This is a genomic window from uncultured Gilvimarinus sp., from assembly GCF_963975215.1.
Classification (GTDB): domain Bacteria; phylum Pseudomonadota; class Gammaproteobacteria; order Pseudomonadales; family Cellvibrionaceae; genus Gilvimarinus.
In genome coordinates this window covers 14,403-35,387 of record NZ_CAXBFW010000008.1, presented here as the reverse complement: position 1 = coordinate 35,387, position 20,985 = coordinate 14,403, and the positions used below count along the sequence as shown (strand labels likewise).

Here is a 20,985-nt window from a genome sequence, read left to right as displayed (position 1 = left end):
ATGCATACGTATACACACGTTGTCGCCGCCTGAATACGTATGCACTTACGTTAACGCCGCGCTTACACCACGCCGCCGCTCCAGTGCGCTTCAGGCAATGAATTTACGCCCATCAAGCGCGCGACATCGCCAAACAGTTGATGCGTACCCCAAATGCGCTGTGGACTTTCATTGCTGCCATTGCCGCAATGAATTATTCGCCCGGTACTTAGCGCGCCGCCTGCGCCACCGGCTAACGTGACCGAGCCCGCCGCACCTCCGTGCTGAGAGCCATCGCCCACCTCGGAGAACATCACCACCAGGGTGTCGTCCAGCAACCCTTTATTGTTTAACTGCTCCAGGGTATAGGCCAGCAACGAGTGGTACCAGCGCACCTGCGCCGTGTGGGGAACGTCGCCGGGCCGGTGCGATGCACTGTGGCTGGCAAACTCGTTATACCAGCGCGTCATGGGTGCTACGGTGCCGGCATTTTGTGAAGGTTTGATTCCCTGGTCGATGGCCAGCTGCGCCATTTGCCAACATTCATCGTAAGAGTAATTAACCAGGTTGCCGTTTTCGTCGCCTTTTGATAACTGTAAGGTTGCCACCCGGTGCAAACCACACGAAAACGCCCCGACGATATTATCAATTTGCGCGCGGCATAAATGCGGAAACATTTGCCATTCGGTTTGACTCAGTGCCTGGGTAGAGTTTGCAAACGGATCGGCCAGTACATCGGTATTAAAGGCGCACTCACCCAGCTGCACACCGGCCTGATCTTTTAAGCGTTTCAGAGCGTTCTCATGAATCGCCAGCTTATCGCGGCGAACACTGTCGAGCGTGGCATTGGCAAGCGAGTCAAAGTCCGACAGTATGGTTTCATACACACGCTGCATTTCGTCGGTTTGCGGGGTGTCGCCGTTACCAATACCCAGCGCTAATTTTGCGGCAACATCGCGGGGGTCATTATTCGGGATAGGCCGCTCGGTCGTTGCCACGTTACGCGGCTTAGAGATCATGATATCGGATTTGGGCCCCGTGCGAACCCCAAGGCTGAGCACCCCTTCACTGCCCAATTGCTCGGCAATTAAATGATCGATGCTGGCACTGGCGGTACTGATTTGATTATTGCCTGTAAGGATGCCGCGCATATCGTTGTAGTGGGCACCGGCGCCGGCGCCGATATCCAGCGTCAGGTTTTTTAACACCACTAAGCGATCGTACCAATTAGCCAGCGGCCCCAAACCAAAACTCAGCTCGCCGGAGCCACTACTGATACCGCCATCAAACTGGGCCGGGCGCCAGTTATAAGGCACTACGCCGTTGGGGTAATACAAAAACAATACTCGCTTTGCCTGACCCGATTGGGCGTAAACGCTCTGACCTAACATTTGCCCAACAACGGGTAACAATGCTCCGGTACGCGCCATATTAATTAACAGTTTACGCCGGGACCGATTGATTCTTGTTGTCATGTTAATTCTCCTATCGCTTAGCGGCGTTTGGTAAAGCTATCGGATAACACCAGATCTTTTAGCATGTCGCGCATGCCACCACCGTTACGAAGATCCTGGCTGTAAGAGCGAATAATGATTTCATCGCTTAACTCGCTCTCCTCACGGCCCACCACATAGCGATAGAATTGACGGGCAAAACAAGCCTCACCCTGCCCACTACCGGCAATCAACTCAGCCAACTCGGCAATCGAGTGGTACGGCACGGCCTCGCTGTCCGGGTCCATTACAGTCTCTGGCGAGTACAAGCTTTTAATCGAGCCGCTGGCGTCAATCTCTTGAGTTTGACCGTTGCCCAGGGTTTCTATAACCCGGTATAAACCCTGACTGTCGTAACGCTCAAAGCCAAAGCCAACCCCGTCGATAAACTGATGGCAGGCGCGACAAGCCGGCTCACTGGTGTGACGTGCGGTGGCCTCGCGGTTGCTGTCATCGTCTTCAAAGGTTACGTCAAAATTGGCTGCCGCCGGCGGCGGAAATTCCTGACACATAAGCATCTCGCGTACAAAAACCCCACGCTTTATCGGAGACGGATTTACCGTATTGGTACGCGAGGCTAAGAAACTAGCGTGGCCCAATAGCCCTGCACCAGCGCGCGGATCGTCGGCATTGTAGTTGCGCTCCCCCCACCCAGTCCCGTCACCTTCCAGGTTGTAGTGGCTTGCCACCAAGTCATTGGCTTGGGTGTAACCGGCCAGCAGCAACTCCGAAAACGGCATATTGGATTCAATATTCTCCAGTACAAAACGCACCGTCTCCTCTTTTAACGCCACCACTAAATCGGGGTTGCTAATGGCGGGGAAGGGATACTGATTGTTGATCAGCCAGCCGCCGATAAAACGACGCAAGCCTTGCTCGGCACGGGCATCATTCAGTACGTAGCTTAAAAGGCTGCTAAGGTCCAAATCGCCTTCGCTGGCGGCCGCTAACAGAGTCGCATCGGGTGTGCTCGCCCAGAAGATATATGCCAGTGAAGTGACCACTTCAAAAGGTGACAGCTCGTATAGGCCCGACTCCGCATTAAGTAAGCCAAGCTCCGAGCGGTACATAAAGTGTGGCGACATCAACATAGCTTGCAACGCCCGTCGGCCGCCATCCTCATCGGCATAAAGCGCCGTATAGGCATCCACCTCAGAGCCGGACAGCGGCCGGCGAAACAAACGTTTGCCAAAACCGCTCACCGCGCAGCGCGCATCCTGGCAATTGTTTTCTAAGCCGTTAAAGGTATAGCGAGCGATGGCTTGCTCGGCCAGCTCTTTGGCGACCATTTGATAACCCAGCGTACGATCATACCCCGATGACAAATAAGACGCCGTCGTAAAGTTACGATAGCGCCCATCTGCGGGCACGGTATTCATAATCTCGGCCGAGAAGTTAATATTGAATACGTCCCGAACACTATTGAGATACTCGGTTTTGGTCAGCAACCGAAGGTTGCGAGCATCAATCGCATCGCCTTCGCATTCAGTGCCGTCACACAACTGCTGTTGCCACGCCCCATCGATAACCATCCGGGCAATCTCCAGTGCGCAGTCTCCCTCGTTAGTGCCGTCGCAACTCGCGGAGTTATCCATAGGCATAAAATCGGCGATGTAATTGGCCAACAAGGACTGACTCCAGGTATCGTCTAAGGCATCGATAGCTTTAGCCACGCCACCGCTGCCATCATCGCCATGACAGCTAGCGCACTGGGCCGCGTAAAAATCCCGCCCCAACTGGTAGGAGTCGTCGCCTCCGGTAAAGAGCGCTTGCAGCGACACATTGTGATCCGGAATAAGCAGCTGCACGACTTTGTTGCTAACCGGCCCAACAATAAAAGCCGCACCGTCGCCCTGCCAACCGGTAAACTCGGTTCCCAGTGGCGCCGCATCGGCCGTAACAGTCACCAGAGATCCGACTGAAAAATCCCGCTCATTGTTTTCAGTCGTGCCGCCAATCACGGCCACGCGATAAATCCCTTGGTTAATGCCGCTGGTATCCCAGGGTTGTAATTGACCATTGGTGTAGCTAACCGACTCTGTAATATTGTTTAAGTCAGCGGTTTGATTGCCTCCGTCACCATCGTTGAATATAGCGTTTAGCGTACCATCCGGTAACTGATCGGGCGCGATACTATAGCGCCACCAATCGCCATCGGTGTTATCCATCGCCACACCGGGCCACTCCATTAGCGGCTGGTCAACGCCATCGATAGTGACCCAAAGATATACATACACGGCGGCCCAATTATCGCTGTTGTCGTGACGCAGCCATAAATCGCCGACCGGTTCACTAACCTCGACACTCGCGCTCAGATCGCCCACCTGTGCGGTCACCGTTGCCGGGCCGGGATTAATACGCGTTAAGAGCCCTTGATTATCAACGGTTACCGCGTTATTGCCGCTGCTAACGTGCCAGCTCGCACGGTCGTAAACATTGGCCTTGGTGCCGTCTGCGGCAACGCCGTACACGACAAGCTGTTGTGTATCGCTTAGGCTAACCTCACCGGGGGCAATGGCAATACTGGTGATACCGGTATCCAGCTCCACCACATCGATGGTAATGGTTTGATTAAAACCCTCCGCCTGCACCGTTAGCGTCGCCGAGCCGGTACTGTGTGCGCGCAAGTTGATCTCGTGACCGGAGACAGACTCGACCGACAAGATGCCCGGATTGCTAGTGACGGCCGTGGTAACTTCATCCACAGGTGCGCTAAACCCATTATCAAATAACGCGGCAACCGTGGCGCTAACAGTGTCACCAGGGTTGAGAGTATCGGTTACCGACACCTGCAGCCCGGTTGTTTGCGCACCGGCGGCGGTTATCCAATCGCGAAAAAAGGTATCCGCTGTAGGGTTGGTGTAAAGGGTGCCCTTGGGCATGCGGTTGCTGTCGGTTACCTGGTAAATATGCAACAGGCTATCGGCGGGGCTAAAAGGTTTAAGTCGGTATTGCCCACCGTTGGTTTGAACATTCAACAACTTCATATCGGCCAACGGCGTGTCAAAGCGTAAGTCCATAAACGTGCTGGAGTGACAGTGCGCGCAGTTAGTGGCGAGATAAGATTTAGCGCGCTGCAACTCGCTTGCGTCGGAATCATCTATGGCGACAAAGCGGTCATAGCTGTCCGAGGCGTCAATCGCTTCGCTAAACAAGTCGACATGGTTAAAAGCATCCAGCTGATTATCGACAACACCTGAGTAGTCAAAGTTACGGTTCAACTGGCGGGTGTGAATCGCCAATGGCTCGCGACTCCCGTTACCGGTATGACAGGACCCGCAATCGGCCGAGGATTGCACGGCCCGGTCACGGCCTTCTGCATCGGTATTACTAACATTGGCCGTCTCAGTAACAAGGGTCGCGTCGGTGTCGTTATCGTTCCAGTAGTAATTAGCCGCTTGCCACTTACCATTGTTTTGCCGAAACAGTACCGACGTAGTAAACGGTGCCTGATTACCGTCACTAAGCTCCAGTGTTTTGTGTTTAACCAGAACCGAACCCGCCGGAAGCTCCCAATCGTCGGTTGCGGAAAAATCTATGGCCTCACCTTCGGCAATCACCATAAAGTGCCGCACGCTGGCGCCATCAAACCAACCGTCGGTATTTACTTTATATTCCATGACCCCTGTTTTAGGAACTAATGGCTGCAGGGAATCAAATAGCCCGGTATCCGATAACCTGGCGGGAATCGTCGCCCGCTCGGCGTCATCGTCTAACAGACGATAAATGGTTGAGTTGCCGCCGTATTCGACGCCGTAGGTGGAGACTAACAACGACTCTCCTCCCACGCCGGTACCAAACGAGGCAATATTTTCCGGGAAGGCATCCGTCACCAACTGCTTGGCTTCACCATCGGCGACCGCCCAGATTTTTTTAGTGACATAATCACCAAACACGAACCGACCATTTAGCCCGGGTAAACTGTTACCGCGATAGACAAAACCACCGATAATAGAGCGCCCTACCGGATGGTTATAGCCCTCTCTGGGAGGCGCAAAATCAACACTGCAATCTTTACTGCTATCGCCCCCTAAGTCGCCGCGATTGGTCGTGCCTTCGCACACGGGCCAACCATAATTTTTGCCTCTCTCAATTAGGTTGACCTCTTCAAACCCCGCCTGGCCTACCTCTGTCTCCCACAAAGTGTAAGGTGCTTCAGAGTCAAACGCCCAGCGCCAGGGGTTGCGGTGACCATAGGACCAAATTTCGGGGCGAAAACCCGCGACACCTACAAACGGGTTATCACTGGGCACATCGTAGTACTTGCCATTTATGGGCTGATCGAGTGGGTTAATACGAATTATGGAGCCCAACAAATTGCTGGTTACCTGCGCATTATTATTAGTTCGGGGGTCTTCTGGGTACGAGGTAATAGCGCTGTGGCCGTAAGCGCCGTCGCCCACACTTAGGTACAGGTAATTCGACTCCGGATGAAACTGTAGCATTCCGCCTTTATGGTCGGGGCCGGGCTGGGCAATACGCAGTAGCTCGACACCCGAGCCGGGCACAATACCACTGGGGTTATAAGGGTCAGCCACGCGCCAGCGTTTTAAAATGGCATCGCCAAACTGACCATTGGCTTCACGCTCATCATCACTTTCACCGTAAATATAGTAGCCATACAGGTAGCCATTACTGGCGTAATCAGGGTCAAAGGCAATACTCAATAGCCCTTGCTCGTGGTAGTTTTTAACCTCTGACGAAATATCCAACACCGTTTTAACATCTTGGGGGGTTACGCTTTCGCTATCGGGGAACGCGTAAATAACACCGGGTTTATCCACCACAAACAACAAACCACTCACCGGATCTGCGGTTATCATAACCGGTGCCATAAACTGATTAACAAGGTTTGGGTAGGCCACCTCGAAACGGTAGTTACCTTGAGAAACATTGCCCTCAACAGGAAACGCGTGCGCTTGTTCCATAACCGGCCGATTGCGCATGCCGTGGTTACCGTTAGCCTCTAACACGGTGACCTGCAGTGTATCGCTCACGGTATCACCGCCGGCCGTTACCAGCGTTAAGGTTATGCTGAAATCCCCCGCGGCGCTAAATACCGGGGTAGTCGTTAACTCACCCGTCAGATCCTCGCTCCAAAGGGCGCTGCTCCAAATGGCCTGCTGATACTCTCCCGTGGACGCACTAGCCGATAGCTCGATACTCTCGCCGAGCGAGACAACCTGATCGGCACCTGCATTTGCCTGTGGCACAGGCTCGCCCAGCATTAAATCGCACGCCGCCAAGTCACTCCAGCCCTGAGCGGTATAGCAGCTATTACCGAGGTACGTTAAATCTTCAGTTTGTTGAGAGCCACCGTCGTTAAATATAATATTAATGGACTCTGGAAACGCACTGACTAAATAATCTGAAAAATCAAAACAGTAGTTGTCCCCTATCATTGCCATTGGCTCGCCAGGCCAAGGCGGAGCTTCCGTCATACTTGCCTCAGGCACTGCGCCCCAAAAATACACATGGGGCAAGGCATAATTATCCGGATTGGCAAAGCAAACACTATTGGCATTTACTGAATCGGGCTTGGGGTTAACCGTTAACAAAAAATCGTCAGAGGCCAAAGCATCGGTATTTGAGAGTGCTGTTGCATTTACTGTAAAGCTGCCGGAAGAAAGAAACGCCTGGGAGCTTATTGGGTTGCCCTCAAGCACTCCACTCCACGCCTCACTGGCCCACTCAACCGCGGCAATATCACCGTTGTCTGAAATGGCTTCAAGCGTTATTACTTCGCCCCAGTCAACAGTAACATCCTCGCCGACACTGATAGAAAACTCATCAACACCGACACCACACTCGGCTAAACTTAGCCACTGATTATTGCGGTAACAGGAATCGCCGCTGAGCACCAGGTCTTGTGTTTGGCTACCTGCATTATTGTTAAAAATTAGATTAACGGTTTCGGGAAGGACGCCTCCGGAGACTATCTCCGATAGGTCATAACATAAGTGATTATTGTTGTTAGCCATCGGGTAGCCTGGCCAAGCGTTCAAATCCACCATGGCGCCCGATGGGGTGGGGTTCCAGAAATAGACGAAGCCTGTGTTAAATTGTAAGGCATTGTCGTAACACACAAGCTTATTGATGGTCGTATTATCCCGTGCTACTTCGGTAACCGACACCTCGTAAGTTGTGTCGCTAAAAAGAATACGGTAACGACCTTCTTCGACGTAAAAGTCTTCCTCTGGATATGACTCATCCCAGCTGACCGATCTTGTGATTTTAAATCTCGGGTTGTCGCCCGAGAAATCCTGAATAGTCTCCCAAAGCTGGGTATCGCTATTAAAGGTAAGTTCGTCAGCACCCCAATTATTAGGCGTACCACGAAAGTACGCGTTATCCCACTGTTGCGAGAATGAGCTCGCCGACAAACCCAGCAGAGCCACACACACAAACCAACAAAATATTTTTTTAATAGGTTCGCCAACGACACATTTATTATTGCCAATCATAGCGTTCATCCAGCCATTATTATCAACGTGATTTCACGTTATTTTTCAAGAACACGCTCAATACCAGCAGAGCAAAGATACTTAGAAAATTCCGGCCATTATATTGGGCACGACAAACCCGTCTCGACAGAGACTGTCGATCAGTTATGCGCGCGAATAATTGCTAGAATTTTTTGGAGATAGTCAGCTTGAGTGAAGCCGAAAAGAGAACAATCTCAATATTGTCAGATAACACTTCATGCGAGCCCTCGTTATTATTAGTGGCTACGATTTAGGTCTAATCATCAGGTTGTTATCAAGACTAGTAACAGAGCAGATATTGTTCAATATGAATACGTATGCAGTGAAACCTATTGGTAACACTTTGTGATGCGGCTTAACATTTTAACTGGATAATGCGACAGGAAATTAGCCGGGCACCCATTGAAAATGGCGTTACGCCCGGCACAATTAAGGTTGGATGTCGTTTACGGTTTGCTACCGGGCGACACAGTAATAATTCTGGCATCCATAGCATCAAGCGGCAGGGACCCTTCTAGCGCAATTGATGCATTTTTTAAAACATCAAACCCTTGATCGGCACTCATTAGAATATCGGCGAACCGATCCAGCTTAAGCTCTTTCGGCTCATCATTGTGGTTGAGTATCGTCATTACCTGTGAATCATCGGCGAGGTTAAAGTACACATAAACACCCTCGTTCGGGGCATAATGAATCAGCCGACCTTCGGTAATTGCTTTATTACTTTTTCGCCATGTTAACAAAGTGCGCAAGAAGTCTTGTGCCTGTTTCGCCTTTTTACTCAGGCCAGAGCCATTAAAGGCATTTGCCCCGTCACCGGGCCACCCGCCGGGAAAATCTGAACGAATAACACCGTGATCGTCCGTGCCTGGGTTAGTCATTAGAATCTCAGTACCGTAATAGATCTGCGGGATGCCACGAGTGGTGAGCAAATACACCATTGCCTGCTGCCAAAGCGCGTAATCTTCATTTAGCTGCGTATAAATACGGCTCATATCGTGGTTATCGGCAAACACGACTAAATTATCTGGGTCGGGGTATAAAAAATCATTACTTAGTGCTTCGTACAGCTCGATCACCCCGGTGCCCCACGCCTCTTCGTCGTTAAGCGCGTTTACCATAGCCGTCTGCAACGGAAAATCCATTAGGCTGGGTAACATAGGCTCAAACCCGTCGGGGTTTTCTTTACCGCTCTGCCAGTAGGAAACAACCGCTGGATTATTGGACCATTCTTCTCCGACGATATTTAAGTTGGGGTACTCCTCCATTACTCGCTTGCCCCAGTCGAGCAAAAAAGATGGCTCGGGATACGAGTAAGTGTCCACTCTTATGCCGCTTAAATCGGCGTACTCAATCCACCAAAGACTGTTTTGTATCAGGTATTGCGCCAAAAATTCATTGCGCTGATTAAGGTCGGGCATGGTGGGTACAAACCAACCATCGTTAAACTGGCGGGTATCGCTTGGGGCGGCATGGGGGTCGCGCAAGGTAGTGCGCCGATGGCTGGTAGCGGAGAACTTACCGTCAAAGTTTATCCAGTCGTTAAAGGGTTTGTCCTGCATCCACCAATGGTTAGAGCCGCTGTGATTTAACACCACGTCCATAATAAGGCCTACCCCCTGCTCTCGCGCTTTTTGCGAAAGAGCCAGGTATTGCTCGTTGCTGCCAAACCGCGGGTCGACCCGATAAAAATCAGTGGTGGCGTAGCCGTGGTAAGAGTATTCGGGCTGGGCATTCTCGAGCACTGGGTTAAGCCAAAGCTGGGTAAAGCCCATCTCGCTAATGTAATCTAAATTCTGAATAATACCGGCCAGGTCACCACCGTGGCGGCCACCCGGATCGTCGCGATGCAAGCCATCGGTATAACCCTCAAGCGTATCATTGCTTGGGTCACCGTTGGCGAAGCGATCGGGGGTTACCAGGTAAATCACGTCTTTGCCTGAAAAACCCTGCCGCTCGGCTGATTGCTCTGCGCGACTCATTAATGGATAACGCCAGGTAGCGGCTAAATCTTCGTCCCGATAAAACTCCAACGCCAAACGGCCGGGCTCGGCATCCGGATCAATACGTAAATCTATAAATAGGTAGTTGGGGCTATCGGCCTGATGGACCTCCACAATCTCTGCCCCTGGATAATCGAGCTTGGGCGTTAAGTCACCTAGACCATCGCCGTGCACCAATAGCTGCAACTTGCTGCTGTGCATACCCACCCACCAGGATGGTGGCTCTACCCGATCAACAATATCCGCCCCAGCCATTAAGGGCAAAAGCGCTAGTAACAGAACAAAGGCTCGCATGCTATTTCCTTTTGTTGATACATAAAAAAGCCGACCGAGAGTAACTCAGGCCGGCCAACAAATTACCACACAATGTTAATCAACGAATGCCTTTTATCAACTAGAATGAGTAACTAACTCCGGCAAACACCTGACGACCATAATAGTTGATATTACCGGTTTGTGCCGGCTCACCAAAATAGGTGAGCGAAGGCTCATCGGTTAGGTTACTCACCTGAAACTCGACACTTAAACCACTATCAAACGAATAAGACGCCTGATAATTAAGAATAGTCTCTTCGGCATAGTAAACATTTTGTGGGTCTTCAGCCATAACTTCTTCGTTGACAAATGCATCGCGATAATTCACCGACAAGCGTGTCGAGAAGCCTTCGTAATCATAGAAAATAGTGCCAGTAAAAACATTGGGTGCAAGCCCAGGTAAGGTAGCATCCCAGCCTACCGCACCACTCGATATGGTGTTTTCGACCTCACTCTCAGTATAAGAATAGCTACCGGTAAAACCTAACCCCTTAAGGGCTCCCGGCAAAAAATCAAAGGTTTGATTATAGCCTAGCTCAACACCTCGAATATAGCCGCCTTCATCGTTATTAACGGCAGTTTGATATTCTCCATTGGCGTAGGGCTGCCCAGTGGCGGGATCGGTTGGGACCAAAATACCATTTTCCGCAAAGGGATAATCGTAAATGGTTGAATTTTCAATAAAAGATTCAATGTCTTTGTAGAACAAAGCTGCAAAAACGTTACCCGAGCTATCGGAGAAATAATGCTCGTACGACAGGTCGTATTGCGTAGCGTAGAACGGATCCAAAAACGGACTGGTATTACCCCACATATTAAATTTACCGTCGGCCACCCATGAACCACCACCGGATTTAAGTTTTTGCAACGGCGCACGCCCCAATACTTTTGCCGCGCCAAAGCGCAGATAGTCATCTTCGGTCAGGTGGTAACTTAAGTTAATAGAAGGTAAATAATCGGTGAATTTCTTCCCGCGAACCACTGGCAGGTAATCATTGCTAATAACACCGTTACCATCGATAATATCCGGACCAGTGCCCGCCTCTTCGCCTTGCAGCTGCTGCAATCCGGAGCTGCTTTGATCCGTCTCTACCACTCGCAAACCAATATTACCCGTTAGTGTTTTACCCATTAGCTCGGTGTCGATGTTCGCCTGAAGGTAGCCGGCCAACACATCTTCGTAGACCTCGCCTGATTGGATAAGAGTCCAATTGTGATTCCAGTCTTTTACTGGGTGGGGGGTAATGCCGTTTTCGGCCAATACGGCCATCGCGTCCACCCTTAAAAAACTTGGAAACCCCGCAAGCTCATTGGTAAAATCAACCACACTGGCCGTATCACTGTTTAATGCCAAGGCCGGCTGATCTGGCGTTACCGTGGCATTTAAACCAAAGTCATTGCCATATTCAAACACACTGCGATCAGCACTGTAGGTACGTTCCGAGTAGCGTATGCCAAGCTCAATCGATGAGAAAAACGAGCTATTATTCAGGTCATACTGGACATCGGCCTTAAAGGCGTCCAGCTCATCGGTGTTTTCATAAGGGTAAACACCAACTTTGGCCAAGCCCATTTTACCTATATTGGTGTAATCCGCCGCATTGGAAAAGCTAATATCGGGCACATCCTGGCCGTGCAACAGGTAACTCACCGATAAATCCTGATCGGGAATGGGGTTGATTGCACTCACATCCTCAAATGGCATAGTCCAGGTAACGGCATTAGTAAAGGTTTGATCGGCTTCAGAGTGAGAAACATCTAACGCTACCGTCCAGGGACCATCGCGCCACTCAGCGTTAATACCGCCAGAGAGCGACTCCCGATAGCGGGACTCATCGTCATTCGTGGTTTGAATACCAAAATAATCGTTATCCGGCCACGGTGTTATGGTGGCACCAGTGATGGCACCATTGGGTTGGATGGTTAAGTCAGTAAGTTCACCATTGGCCAAGGTTTTTACCCGGAAACCGCGCGCAAATGCCTCGGAGTCAAAAGTGCTATAGAAAACATCGCCTTTTAAGGTAAAGTTTTCACTCGGCTCCCACTGAATAGTTGCCACGTAGCCATCGCGAACCTCTTCGCCGCCACGCTGCTGCATTTCAAAACCTTCACTTACCGAGTTATCCTGGCCGTCATTGTTCACGTCCCATGAGTTGGTATAAGCAAATCCGGCAAACTGAGTATTGACGTAAGGAGCCGTCATGCGCGAATAACCCAGTGCAATACCGACGGTATCCTCGGCATACTTACCTTGATATGCGGCGCTAAAGCGGTAGCCATAGTCTTCGGCACCTACGGCTTCATCAGCGCGGTCATTATAGCTGCCTCGCACATTCACATTAAATGAATGCTCTTCAGTATTGTTCAGCGGGGTCGCAGTTTGCATTTCTACTGTGCCTGCCACACCACCTTCAATTAACGAGGCCTTGGGAGATTTATACACTTTTGCCCCGGAGATCAGTTCCGCAGGATACTGATCAAACTCCACTTGACGCGAACCACTGGTAGCGGTTTGCTCTCGCCCATTTAGTGTGGTTTGTACAAAGTCGCCGGTTAACCCACGAATATTAATTCGCCCTGCTTGGCCACCGGCGCGCAATAAAGTTACCCCAGGCAATCGAGCCAATGCATCACCAATAGAGGTATCGGGAAGCACGCCAAGCTCGTCAGCAGATATTGCTTCGACAATGGTGTCAGCATCACGCTTTTCATCGACAGAGCTGGCAACACTAACGCGAAAGCCTTTAACAACAACCTCTTCGAGAAGCGCTTCGTTTTGGCTGCCGCCTTGTTGCGCATATACCATTTGTGAACCCGCCAACAATGTCAGAGACGAAACCATAGCCAGCAAAGGACTGAATTGTTTTTTAGTCATTTTAACCACCTCAGGAATTATTCATTATAAATTTTTATTTAAGCTACATCTAAGCACACATAGATCAGGAATTATTCAACAAAAACCTATGAATACGTATGCAAAGCTCAATACGGAACGTCTTGAATGGATGGATAAAATGACGCCATGAAACTTCGATAGAGAATTCCCTCGCTCTATTGCCGACTATGGTCGGATTCGCCGTTTAATCAGAGCGACCGATATAAGCGCGAATTGATTGGATCTTTCCATCCTCATCAAAATGTATAATATCCGTTACGTACAAAGGGTCAGAATCATCTATCGTTATTTTCAGCTCACCAATAACCGCAGATTCGGATGAGTAGAGTCTCAACGTCTCAATATCAATATTGGTGCTGGACTGAAAATTACGCCGCGTTTCGTGAATCACGGCCTCTTTGCCTCTGACCGATATTTTCCAGTCTCGCAGCAGTACATTCTCGGCGAGCATTGCAGCCACGTGGCCTATGTCGCGACTTGCATAGTGGCTCAGATAAAGTAAAAATAACTCACGGTGAATCAATGCCTATCCCCCCTGTACTCATTGCGAGATACTGACCGAAAGAAACAGCACCACCGCTTCCTCATGCGCCGCTATAGTCCTCCTCGCAAGGTAAATAACCACCAAAGCTCGACAGAACCACCTCATTACCACAACTCTCATACACCAAGTCGTGGCCAGCTATATCTTTCCGCGTCCCAGCAGGCAAGACTGCACTATTTCGACCCTCGCCAAAATCAAGCACTGGCATTTAAGTCATTAAAATAGGCTTCAAAAGCCGGTAATACCAACACACCTTCGAATTGTTTGGCCGTAAACCCATGTCCTTTGGTCGCAGTGCCCGATACCTTTTCACGTAACTCCGATGGCAGCTGGATACGCACCTCGGTATCCGACAAATTAAACACCGCCAACAGTGTCTGCTCGGCCGATGCGCGCGTAAAAGCGAGAATATCGTTACCTAAGTCGTAAAACTGAATATCGCCCCACAGCAATGCCGGCTGTTGTTTGCGCCATGCGGTAAAACGGCGGTAGGCATTAAGTACCGAGTCGGCGGCGCTGTCCTGCAGTGAGACGGCTTGTGCTAAATGCTCCTGTGGCACGGGCAGCCAGGGGGTAGAGTCACTAAAACCGCCGTGAGTCGTATCCGACCAGGGCATTGGCGTGCGGCACCCGTCGCGCCCTTTAAAGCGCGGCCAAAAGGTAATGCCGTAGGGGTCTTGCAGCTGATGCTGCTCGATAGGCGCTTCCGTTAAGCCCAGCTCTTCGCCCTGGTAGCTGCAAATACTACCGCGCAAAGAAAACAACATAGCGTTAAGTACCTTTGCCAAAGCCGCCGGGCCATGCTCGCCGCCCCAGCGGGTTAACACCCGCGAGACGTCGTGATTACCAATAGCCCAACAGGGCCAGCCCTCGCCCAGCCCCTGCTCAAGGGTCTCTACCGTATTGCGGATATAGGCGGCCGAAAACTCATCGGATAACAGCTCAAAGCTGTAGCTCATATGCAAGCGCTTATCGCCCTGAGTGTATTCCGCCATAGTGGCCAGAGAATCTTCCGAGGAGATCTCACCTAAGGTTACCGTGCCCGGGTAGCGATCCATCAAGCCGCGAATTTCTTGCATAAACTCGATATTTTCGGGGCGGGTGTTGTCGTAAATATGGCGCTGAAATGCATAGGGGTTATCTTCGCTAAAACCCCGGCCTTTGCGCTCGGCGGCAGGCTTTGCCGGGTTGTTGCGCAGCTGTTGATCGTGAAAGCAAAAGTTAATCGCATCCAGGCGTAAACCATCAATACCGCGCTTAAGCCAAAACTCTACCTCGGATAAAATTTGCGCGCGCACCGCGGGGTTATGAAAATTAAGATCGGGCTGACTTTTTAAAAAGTTGTGCAAATAGTATTGCTCGCGGCGCGGCTCCCACTCCCAGGCGCTGCCACCAAAAATAGCCAGCCAGTTATTGGGCGGGGTTCCATCTTCACTGGGATCGGCCCACACATACCAATCGGCTTTGGGGTTATCTTTCGACTCCCGGCTCTCTAAAAACCACGCGTGCTGATCAGAGGTGTGACTCAACACCTGATCGATAATCAGCTTGATGCCGCGCTGGTGCGCCTCGGCAATTAAGCGATCGATATCGTCTAATGTGCCAAACAGCGGGTCGACGTCGCGGTAGTCACTAATGTCGTAACCAAAGTCTTTCATGGGCGAGCGGAAAAACGGCGACACCCAAATCGCATCCACCCCAAGGCTGGCAATATAATCGAGCTTGCTGATGATGCCGGCAATATCACCCACACCATCGCCATTGCTGTCCATCAGTGAGCGGGGGTAAACCTGATAGATAATGGCGCCACGCCACCAGGGAGAGTTTTGCATGATACTTCCTAAAATTTCGGATCCGTTGGGCTCGACTCGAGCTTCCGGCATTCGTTATTGTCAATGTTGGGCCGCTGCCATAGCGCATCTCGCCCACCTTTCACAGGCTGTAAAAAGACTAATTCACCCGCCGGAAGCCACGCAAGCCAATGCATTCGTATGCAACGCGAAAAGCCGATGAATACGTATGTATTTGGTTGCCGCTCTCTATGGGCTCGATTATCTTGGTCTGCAATCGCCCTGTTTTATGCCCCAGCTGCGTGTTACACAGCGCCAAGGCCCGGAGCGAGCTATAAACGATAAGAGAGATGTATCATGACTTTTGCTAAACGACTTCCCTACTTAGTGGGCTGCATCGCCGTAGCCACCTTAAGCGCCTGTAATGACATACCCAGCCAACCCGATACCAGCGCGGCAGCCGCACCGGGAGCACCGGGCGCCTCCCCCACCTGGGCCTACTCGGGTAAAACCGGTATTGGCACCAGCTACGAGCAATACCACAACGGCCAGTACAGTGATCAGGCCGCAACAGGTAGCGTGTCTAAGGTGTGGTTCTCCATTGCCCAGGGCGTGGTCACCGAAACCATGTACGGCTTGATTCACGAGGCTCAGTTAAAAGACATGCAGTTTGTCGTGACCGGTCCGGGATTTGTCGACTTAGAGCAAACCGCCACCGATAGCCACATCGAATATTTACACACCGACAGCGACGGCCGGCCTACCTCGCTGGCTTATAAAATCGTCAACACCGATAAAGACGGTAAGTACAAAATTGAAAAACACATCGTCACCGACCCCGCGCATAACACGCTACTGCAACGGGTGACTTTTAGTGCCATGGCCGACGACATCACGGCCCACTTGGTGCTCAACCCGCACATTGGCAATACCGGCACGGGCGACACCGCCCACGGTGAAGGGCAGTACTGGTACGCCAGCGAGGGGGACACCAGCATGGTGGTTACCACCCAAGCCGAGGTGCAAGGGTCGGTGGGTTTTGTGGGCCGCTCCGATTTACTCAGTGATTTAGCCGACGGCACGCGCAATGAGTTTTACCCTAGCACCGGCACTACCCCCGGCAATGTCAGCATTGCCCTGACACTACCTACGTTAAGTAACGCCAGCGCCCAGTGGGACTTTGCCCTGGGCTTTGGCAATAGTGACAGCGCCGCCAAAGAACAGGCCGATGCCTCTATGAGCCGCGGCTTTGCTCAGGTGCTGGCGGACTATCACGGTGAGGGCGAGGCGATTGGCTGGCAGGACTACCTTGCCAGCCTCGACGCACTGCCCGAGCTGGCCGCCGGCGCCACCGACGGCGGCAAGCTCGCCTACGCCAGCGCCATGGTACTAAAAGCCCAGGAGGACAAAACCCACGCCGGCGCCTTAATCGCCTCGCTGTCTAACCCCTGGGGCGACGTAGTACCAGCGACTGAGTCATCCACCGGCTACAAAGCCGTATGGCCACGGGATTTTTACCAGGTGGCGATGGCCTTTTTGGCGCTGGGCGATACCGCGACCCCTGAGGTGGCGTTTCGCTATCTGAAGAAAGTTCAGGTGGGGCCAGAAACCCCGGGCTACCAAGGTGCCCCCGGTTGGTTTTTACAAAAAACCCACGTCGACGGCACGCTCGAGTGGTTTGCCGTGCAACTGGATCAGACCGCCATGCCCATTATGCTCGGCTGGCGCCTGTGGCAAGACGGCGTGTTAAGCGATACCGAAGCCACCCAGTGGTATCACGACATGCTGCGCCCTGCCGCCGACTTTTTGGCTGACGGCGGCGATATCTCGCTCGGCTGGAACACGGCCAACATCCAGCCGCCCTTTACCCAGCAGGAGCGCTGGGAAGAGCAAGAGGGCTACTCGCCCTCCACCACGGCGGCGGTTATCGCCGGGCTGGTGAGCGCCGCCGAACTGGCTGAGCTCGCCGGTGAACCCGAGCGCGCCCAGCATTATTTAGCCAAGGCCGATGAGTACGCCGCTCAACTTAAGCCACTCACCTTTACCCGCGCCGGCGCTTTGGCCGGCTCTGACTCCGACAGTCAGTACTTTTTGCGTATCAACCGCAACCAGGATCCGGACGACGCCGGCCGCTTGATGGAGCGCAACGGACAGGGGGCACTCAACGAGAGCGAGATTGTCGACCCGGGCTTTTTAGAGCTGGTGCGCTATGGCGTGTTGCCGGCCACCGACAGCGCCGTGCGCCAGTCGCTGGACGAAGTCGACAGCAGCCAGCTACCCGACTACCTGCGGGTTAAATACACCTTTAACCGCGATGGCAAAGCCTTTTCCGGATGGCGCCGCTACGGTGGCGACGGTTACGGCGAGCGCACCAGTAACGGTGCCGGCTACGCCGAGGGCGGCAGTAACCACAGTGATCAGCGCGGCCGCGTATGGCCCTTTTTAACCGGCGAGCGCGGCCACTATGAGCTGGCCTACGCCTTAGCCAATAACGACAGCGCCGCCATCGCGGGCTTAAAGGAGACTTACGCCGGCGCGCTAGAGGGCTTTGCCAACGAGGGGCTGATGCTACCCGAGCAGGTGTGGGACGGCGTGGGCGATAACAGCACCTATCAGTACGCTAAAGGTCAGGGCACAAACTCGGCCACGCCGCTTGCCTGGACCCACGCCGAGTACATTAAATTGTTGCGCTCGCTCAACGACCGTCAGGTGTGGGATCACTACCCGGCGGTAGAGGCGCGCTACGCTGAGTAGGCCCAAGCCTGACAAACTAAGGTAAGATCGACCTTCGGGGGCGTCATGCGCGCCCCGCGATAACAACCAATAACAAATAATGAGAACGTTATGACCCAAGCCGTTAAGTCCCGCCCGGAGCTTAGCTTCTGGCAAATTTGGAACATGTGCTTTGGCTTTATCGGCATCCAATTTGGTTTTGCCCTGCAAAATGCCAACGTCAGCCGCATCTTTCAAACCCTGGGCGCCGAGATCGACGAGCTGCCCATTTTGTGGGTCGCCGCACCCCTTACCGGCTTATTGGTGCAACCCATTGTCGGCTACTTTTCGGATAAAACCTGGAACCGCTTTGGCCGGCGCCGGCCCTATTTTTTAATCGGCGCCCTACTCACCAGTGGCGCGCTGTTTGTCATGCCCCACTCGCCTACGCTGTGGATGGCAGCCGGCATGCTGTGGATTATGGACGCCTCGATTAATATTTCGATGGAGCCGTTTCGCGCCTTTGTCGGCGATATGCTGCCGCAGCGCCAGCGCACCCTGGGTTTTGTGATGCAGGCGTTTTTTATCGGGGTGGGCTCGGTGATCGCCTCTATGCTGCCGTGGCTGCTGGCTAACGTTTGGGGTATGAGCAACACAGCCGCACCCGGCATTGTGCCCGATTCGGTGATTTTCTCGTTCACCTTGGGCGGCGTGGTATTGCTGCTGGCCATGGGCTGGACCATCTTCACCAGCCGCGAGTACTCGCCGGAACAACTGGCCGCGTTTAATGCCGAGGAGGGGCAAGTCGAGTCGCTCGCCGATCGGGTGCATCGCCCGGCCGCGCGCTATTTAAAAGACGGCGCCCTCTGGTGTGCCGGGGGCATCGTTAGTGCCGCGCTTATTTATGCGCTTGCGCTTAATGCCGAGTTATACATTCTGGCCGGTGGTATTGCGGTGTTCGGTTTACTGCAGCTGCTGGCGAGCTGGCTGCAAAGCAACGGCCATACCGATCACGGTGTGTATCACGTTACCCACGATTTGTTTCATATGCCGCGCACTATGGTGCAGCTGGCTGTGGTGCAGTTTTTTTCGTGGTTTGCACTGTTTGCCATGTGGATCTACATCACCCCCGCTATTGCCAGTTTTCACTTTGGTGCCAGCGACACCAGCGGCGCGCTCTACAACAAAGGGGCCGATTGGTCTGGCGTGCTGCAAGGCTCTTACAACGGCTTTGCCATGTTAGCCGCGTTTATCATCCCGCTAATGTCGCGCAAGCTGGGCCGCAAACAGACCCATGCTATTAACCTACTGCTGGGCGCCGTTGGTTTTATGTCGTTTGTGGTTATTCGCGACCCTAGCTGGCTGCTGTTATCGATGGTGGGGGTTGGCTTCGCCTGGGCCTCTATTATCTCGATGCCCTACGCCATGCTGTCGTGCGCCCTGCCGGGACAAAAAATGGGTGTGTATATGGGGATCTTTAACTTCTTTATCGTGATACCGCAGATTTTAGCCGCCAGCGTGCTGGGGTTATTGGTTGGGGTCGTGTTTGAAGGTCAAAGCATTTACGCGCTGGTGCTGGGCGGCGTGTGCTTTATTCTCGCCGCCGGTTTTACGCTGTTGGTAGACGACCAGGAATAACCTTAGCCGAGCATCGTGAGGGCGCCACACGCCCTCTTTAACGCTTGCCCCCGCAAGAGCCGCGGATAACCAGCTCGGCCGGAATCAAAAACGATTCGAGTTTTTCGCCCTCCATCAGCTTTAACAGGCTATCCACCAGCAGCTCACCCGCGAGCTTGGTGTTTTGCTGTACCGTTGATAACGGCGGGTGGGTATAGGCCGCCATGGGAATATCGTCAAAGCCCATAATGGCAACATCGTCGGGGATCGTCTTGCCCGCCTCTTCTACGGCCTTCATGGCGCCAATAGCGATTAAATCACTCGCACCAAACACCGCATCAAAGCGCAAACCGCGCTCGTGCAACGCCAGTGCCGCGTGATAACCGGCATCCTCTGAGGTCTCGGCATCAATTTGCAGCGCCGGGTTAACCGTAATACCGGCATCCGCCAGAGCCTGACAATAACCTTCGTAACGGCGTTTAAACTCTGGGCTGCCCTCGCCAATGCCGCCCACAAACGCAATATCGCGACGGCCTAAACTCAGCAAATGCGCCACCGCTTTGCGCGCACCATTGTAGTTATCGCAGCCGATGGATACCCCCGGTTGCCCCGGTAACACGGGCCCCCAGGTTATATAGTGGGCATCCTGTTCATCCAGGTGGTTCAGTTTTTTTACGTAGGTGGTGTAATCGCCATAACCTAAAAAGATAATACCGTCGGCGCGGTTGGCGTCCTCGTAATCGGCGTGCCAATCCTCGCTAAACTGCTGAAACGACACCAGTAAATCGTAATTGCGATCGGCAGTTGCGCTGATAATGCTGGCCACCATCGATAAAAAGAAAGGGTTGATCAAAGAATCACCCGTGCCGTGATCCTCGTTCAGCAGTAACGCCACGGTGCGGGTCTTTTGCGAGCGCAAATTGCGCGCGTTTTTATCGACCTTGTAATTAAGCTCCCGGGCGATTTCCTGGACCCGGCGGCGGGTTTCTTCGTTTACCAGCGGGCTATCGCGCAGCGCCCGGGAAACCGTCGCCTGCGAGACGCCTGCGCGGTAGGCAATATCAAAAGAGGTGGGTTTGCGTTCGCTCATCAGGGTTTTCCGGCATGTTATCGTTATAAAGGCTCGCCTGAGATACTAGCGTAAATCCGCG

At 52.6% G+C, this 20,985-nt stretch carries 9 protein-coding genes; 2 read left to right on the top strand and 7 right to left on the bottom strand.

Annotated features, from left to right (window positions below):
* Positions 1-62: 62 nt before the first annotated feature.
* From AAC019_RS07535 to AAC019_RS07510, 6 genes are all read right to left on the bottom strand, one after another.
* A complete protein-coding gene (locus AAC019_RS07535; protein ID WP_339898038.1) occupies positions 63-1,454 on the bottom strand; it encodes a DUF1552 domain-containing protein in 1,392 nt (463 codons plus the stop codon).
* A gap of 17 nt (positions 1,455-1,471) precedes the next feature.
* Positions 1,472-7,936, bottom strand: coding sequence for a starch-binding protein (locus AAC019_RS07530; RefSeq protein ID WP_339898037.1), 6,465 nt, complete (start codon positions 7,934-7,936; stop codon positions 1,472-1,474).
* 467 nt (positions 7,937-8,403) lie between these two features.
* Entirely contained in the window at positions 8,404-10,254 is a 1,851-nt protein-coding gene (locus AAC019_RS07525) for a glycoside hydrolase family 13 protein (protein WP_339898036.1), read from the bottom strand.
* Between the two features lie 100 nt (positions 10,255-10,354).
* Positions 10,355-13,150: a TonB-dependent receptor gene (locus tag AAC019_RS07520; RefSeq protein WP_339898034.1), complete on the bottom strand. Its 2,796-nt coding sequence runs from the start codon at positions 13,148-13,150 to the stop codon at positions 10,355-10,357.
* Positions 13,151-13,355: 205 nt separating this feature from the next.
* The gene (locus AAC019_RS07515; RefSeq protein ID WP_339898033.1) at positions 13,356-13,694 is read right to left on the bottom strand and encodes a nuclear transport factor 2 family protein; all 339 of its coding nucleotides are present in this window, start codon (positions 13,692-13,694) and stop codon (positions 13,356-13,358) included.
* A gap of 215 nt (positions 13,695-13,909) precedes the next feature.
* Positions 13,910-15,547, bottom strand: a complete 1,638-nt coding sequence (locus tag AAC019_RS07510) for an alpha-glucosidase (RefSeq protein WP_339898030.1) — start codon at positions 15,545-15,547, stop codon at positions 13,910-13,912.
* 315 nt (positions 15,548-15,862) lie between these two features.
* Between AAC019_RS07510 and AAC019_RS07505 the strand changes: the two genes are divergently transcribed.
* Both AAC019_RS07505 and AAC019_RS07500 read left to right on the top strand, forming a co-directional pair.
* Entirely contained in the window at positions 15,863-18,259 is a 2,397-nt protein-coding gene (locus tag AAC019_RS07505; RefSeq protein ID WP_339898028.1) for a glycoside hydrolase family 15 protein, read from the top strand.
* A gap of 90 nt (positions 18,260-18,349) precedes the next feature.
* Positions 18,350-19,855, top strand: coding sequence for an MFS transporter (locus AAC019_RS07500; RefSeq protein WP_339898026.1), 1,506 nt, complete (start codon positions 18,350-18,352; stop codon positions 19,853-19,855).
* A 37-nt stretch (positions 19,856-19,892) separates the two neighbouring features.
* Here AAC019_RS07500 and AAC019_RS07495 read toward each other — a convergent pair whose 3' ends face one another.
* Positions 19,893-20,924 carry a LacI family DNA-binding transcriptional regulator gene (locus tag AAC019_RS07495; protein ID WP_339898025.1) on the bottom strand — a complete coding sequence of 344 codons (1,032 nt, stop codon included), beginning with the start codon at positions 20,922-20,924 and terminating at the stop codon, positions 19,893-19,895.
* Between the last annotated feature and the right edge of the window lie 61 nt (positions 20,925-20,985).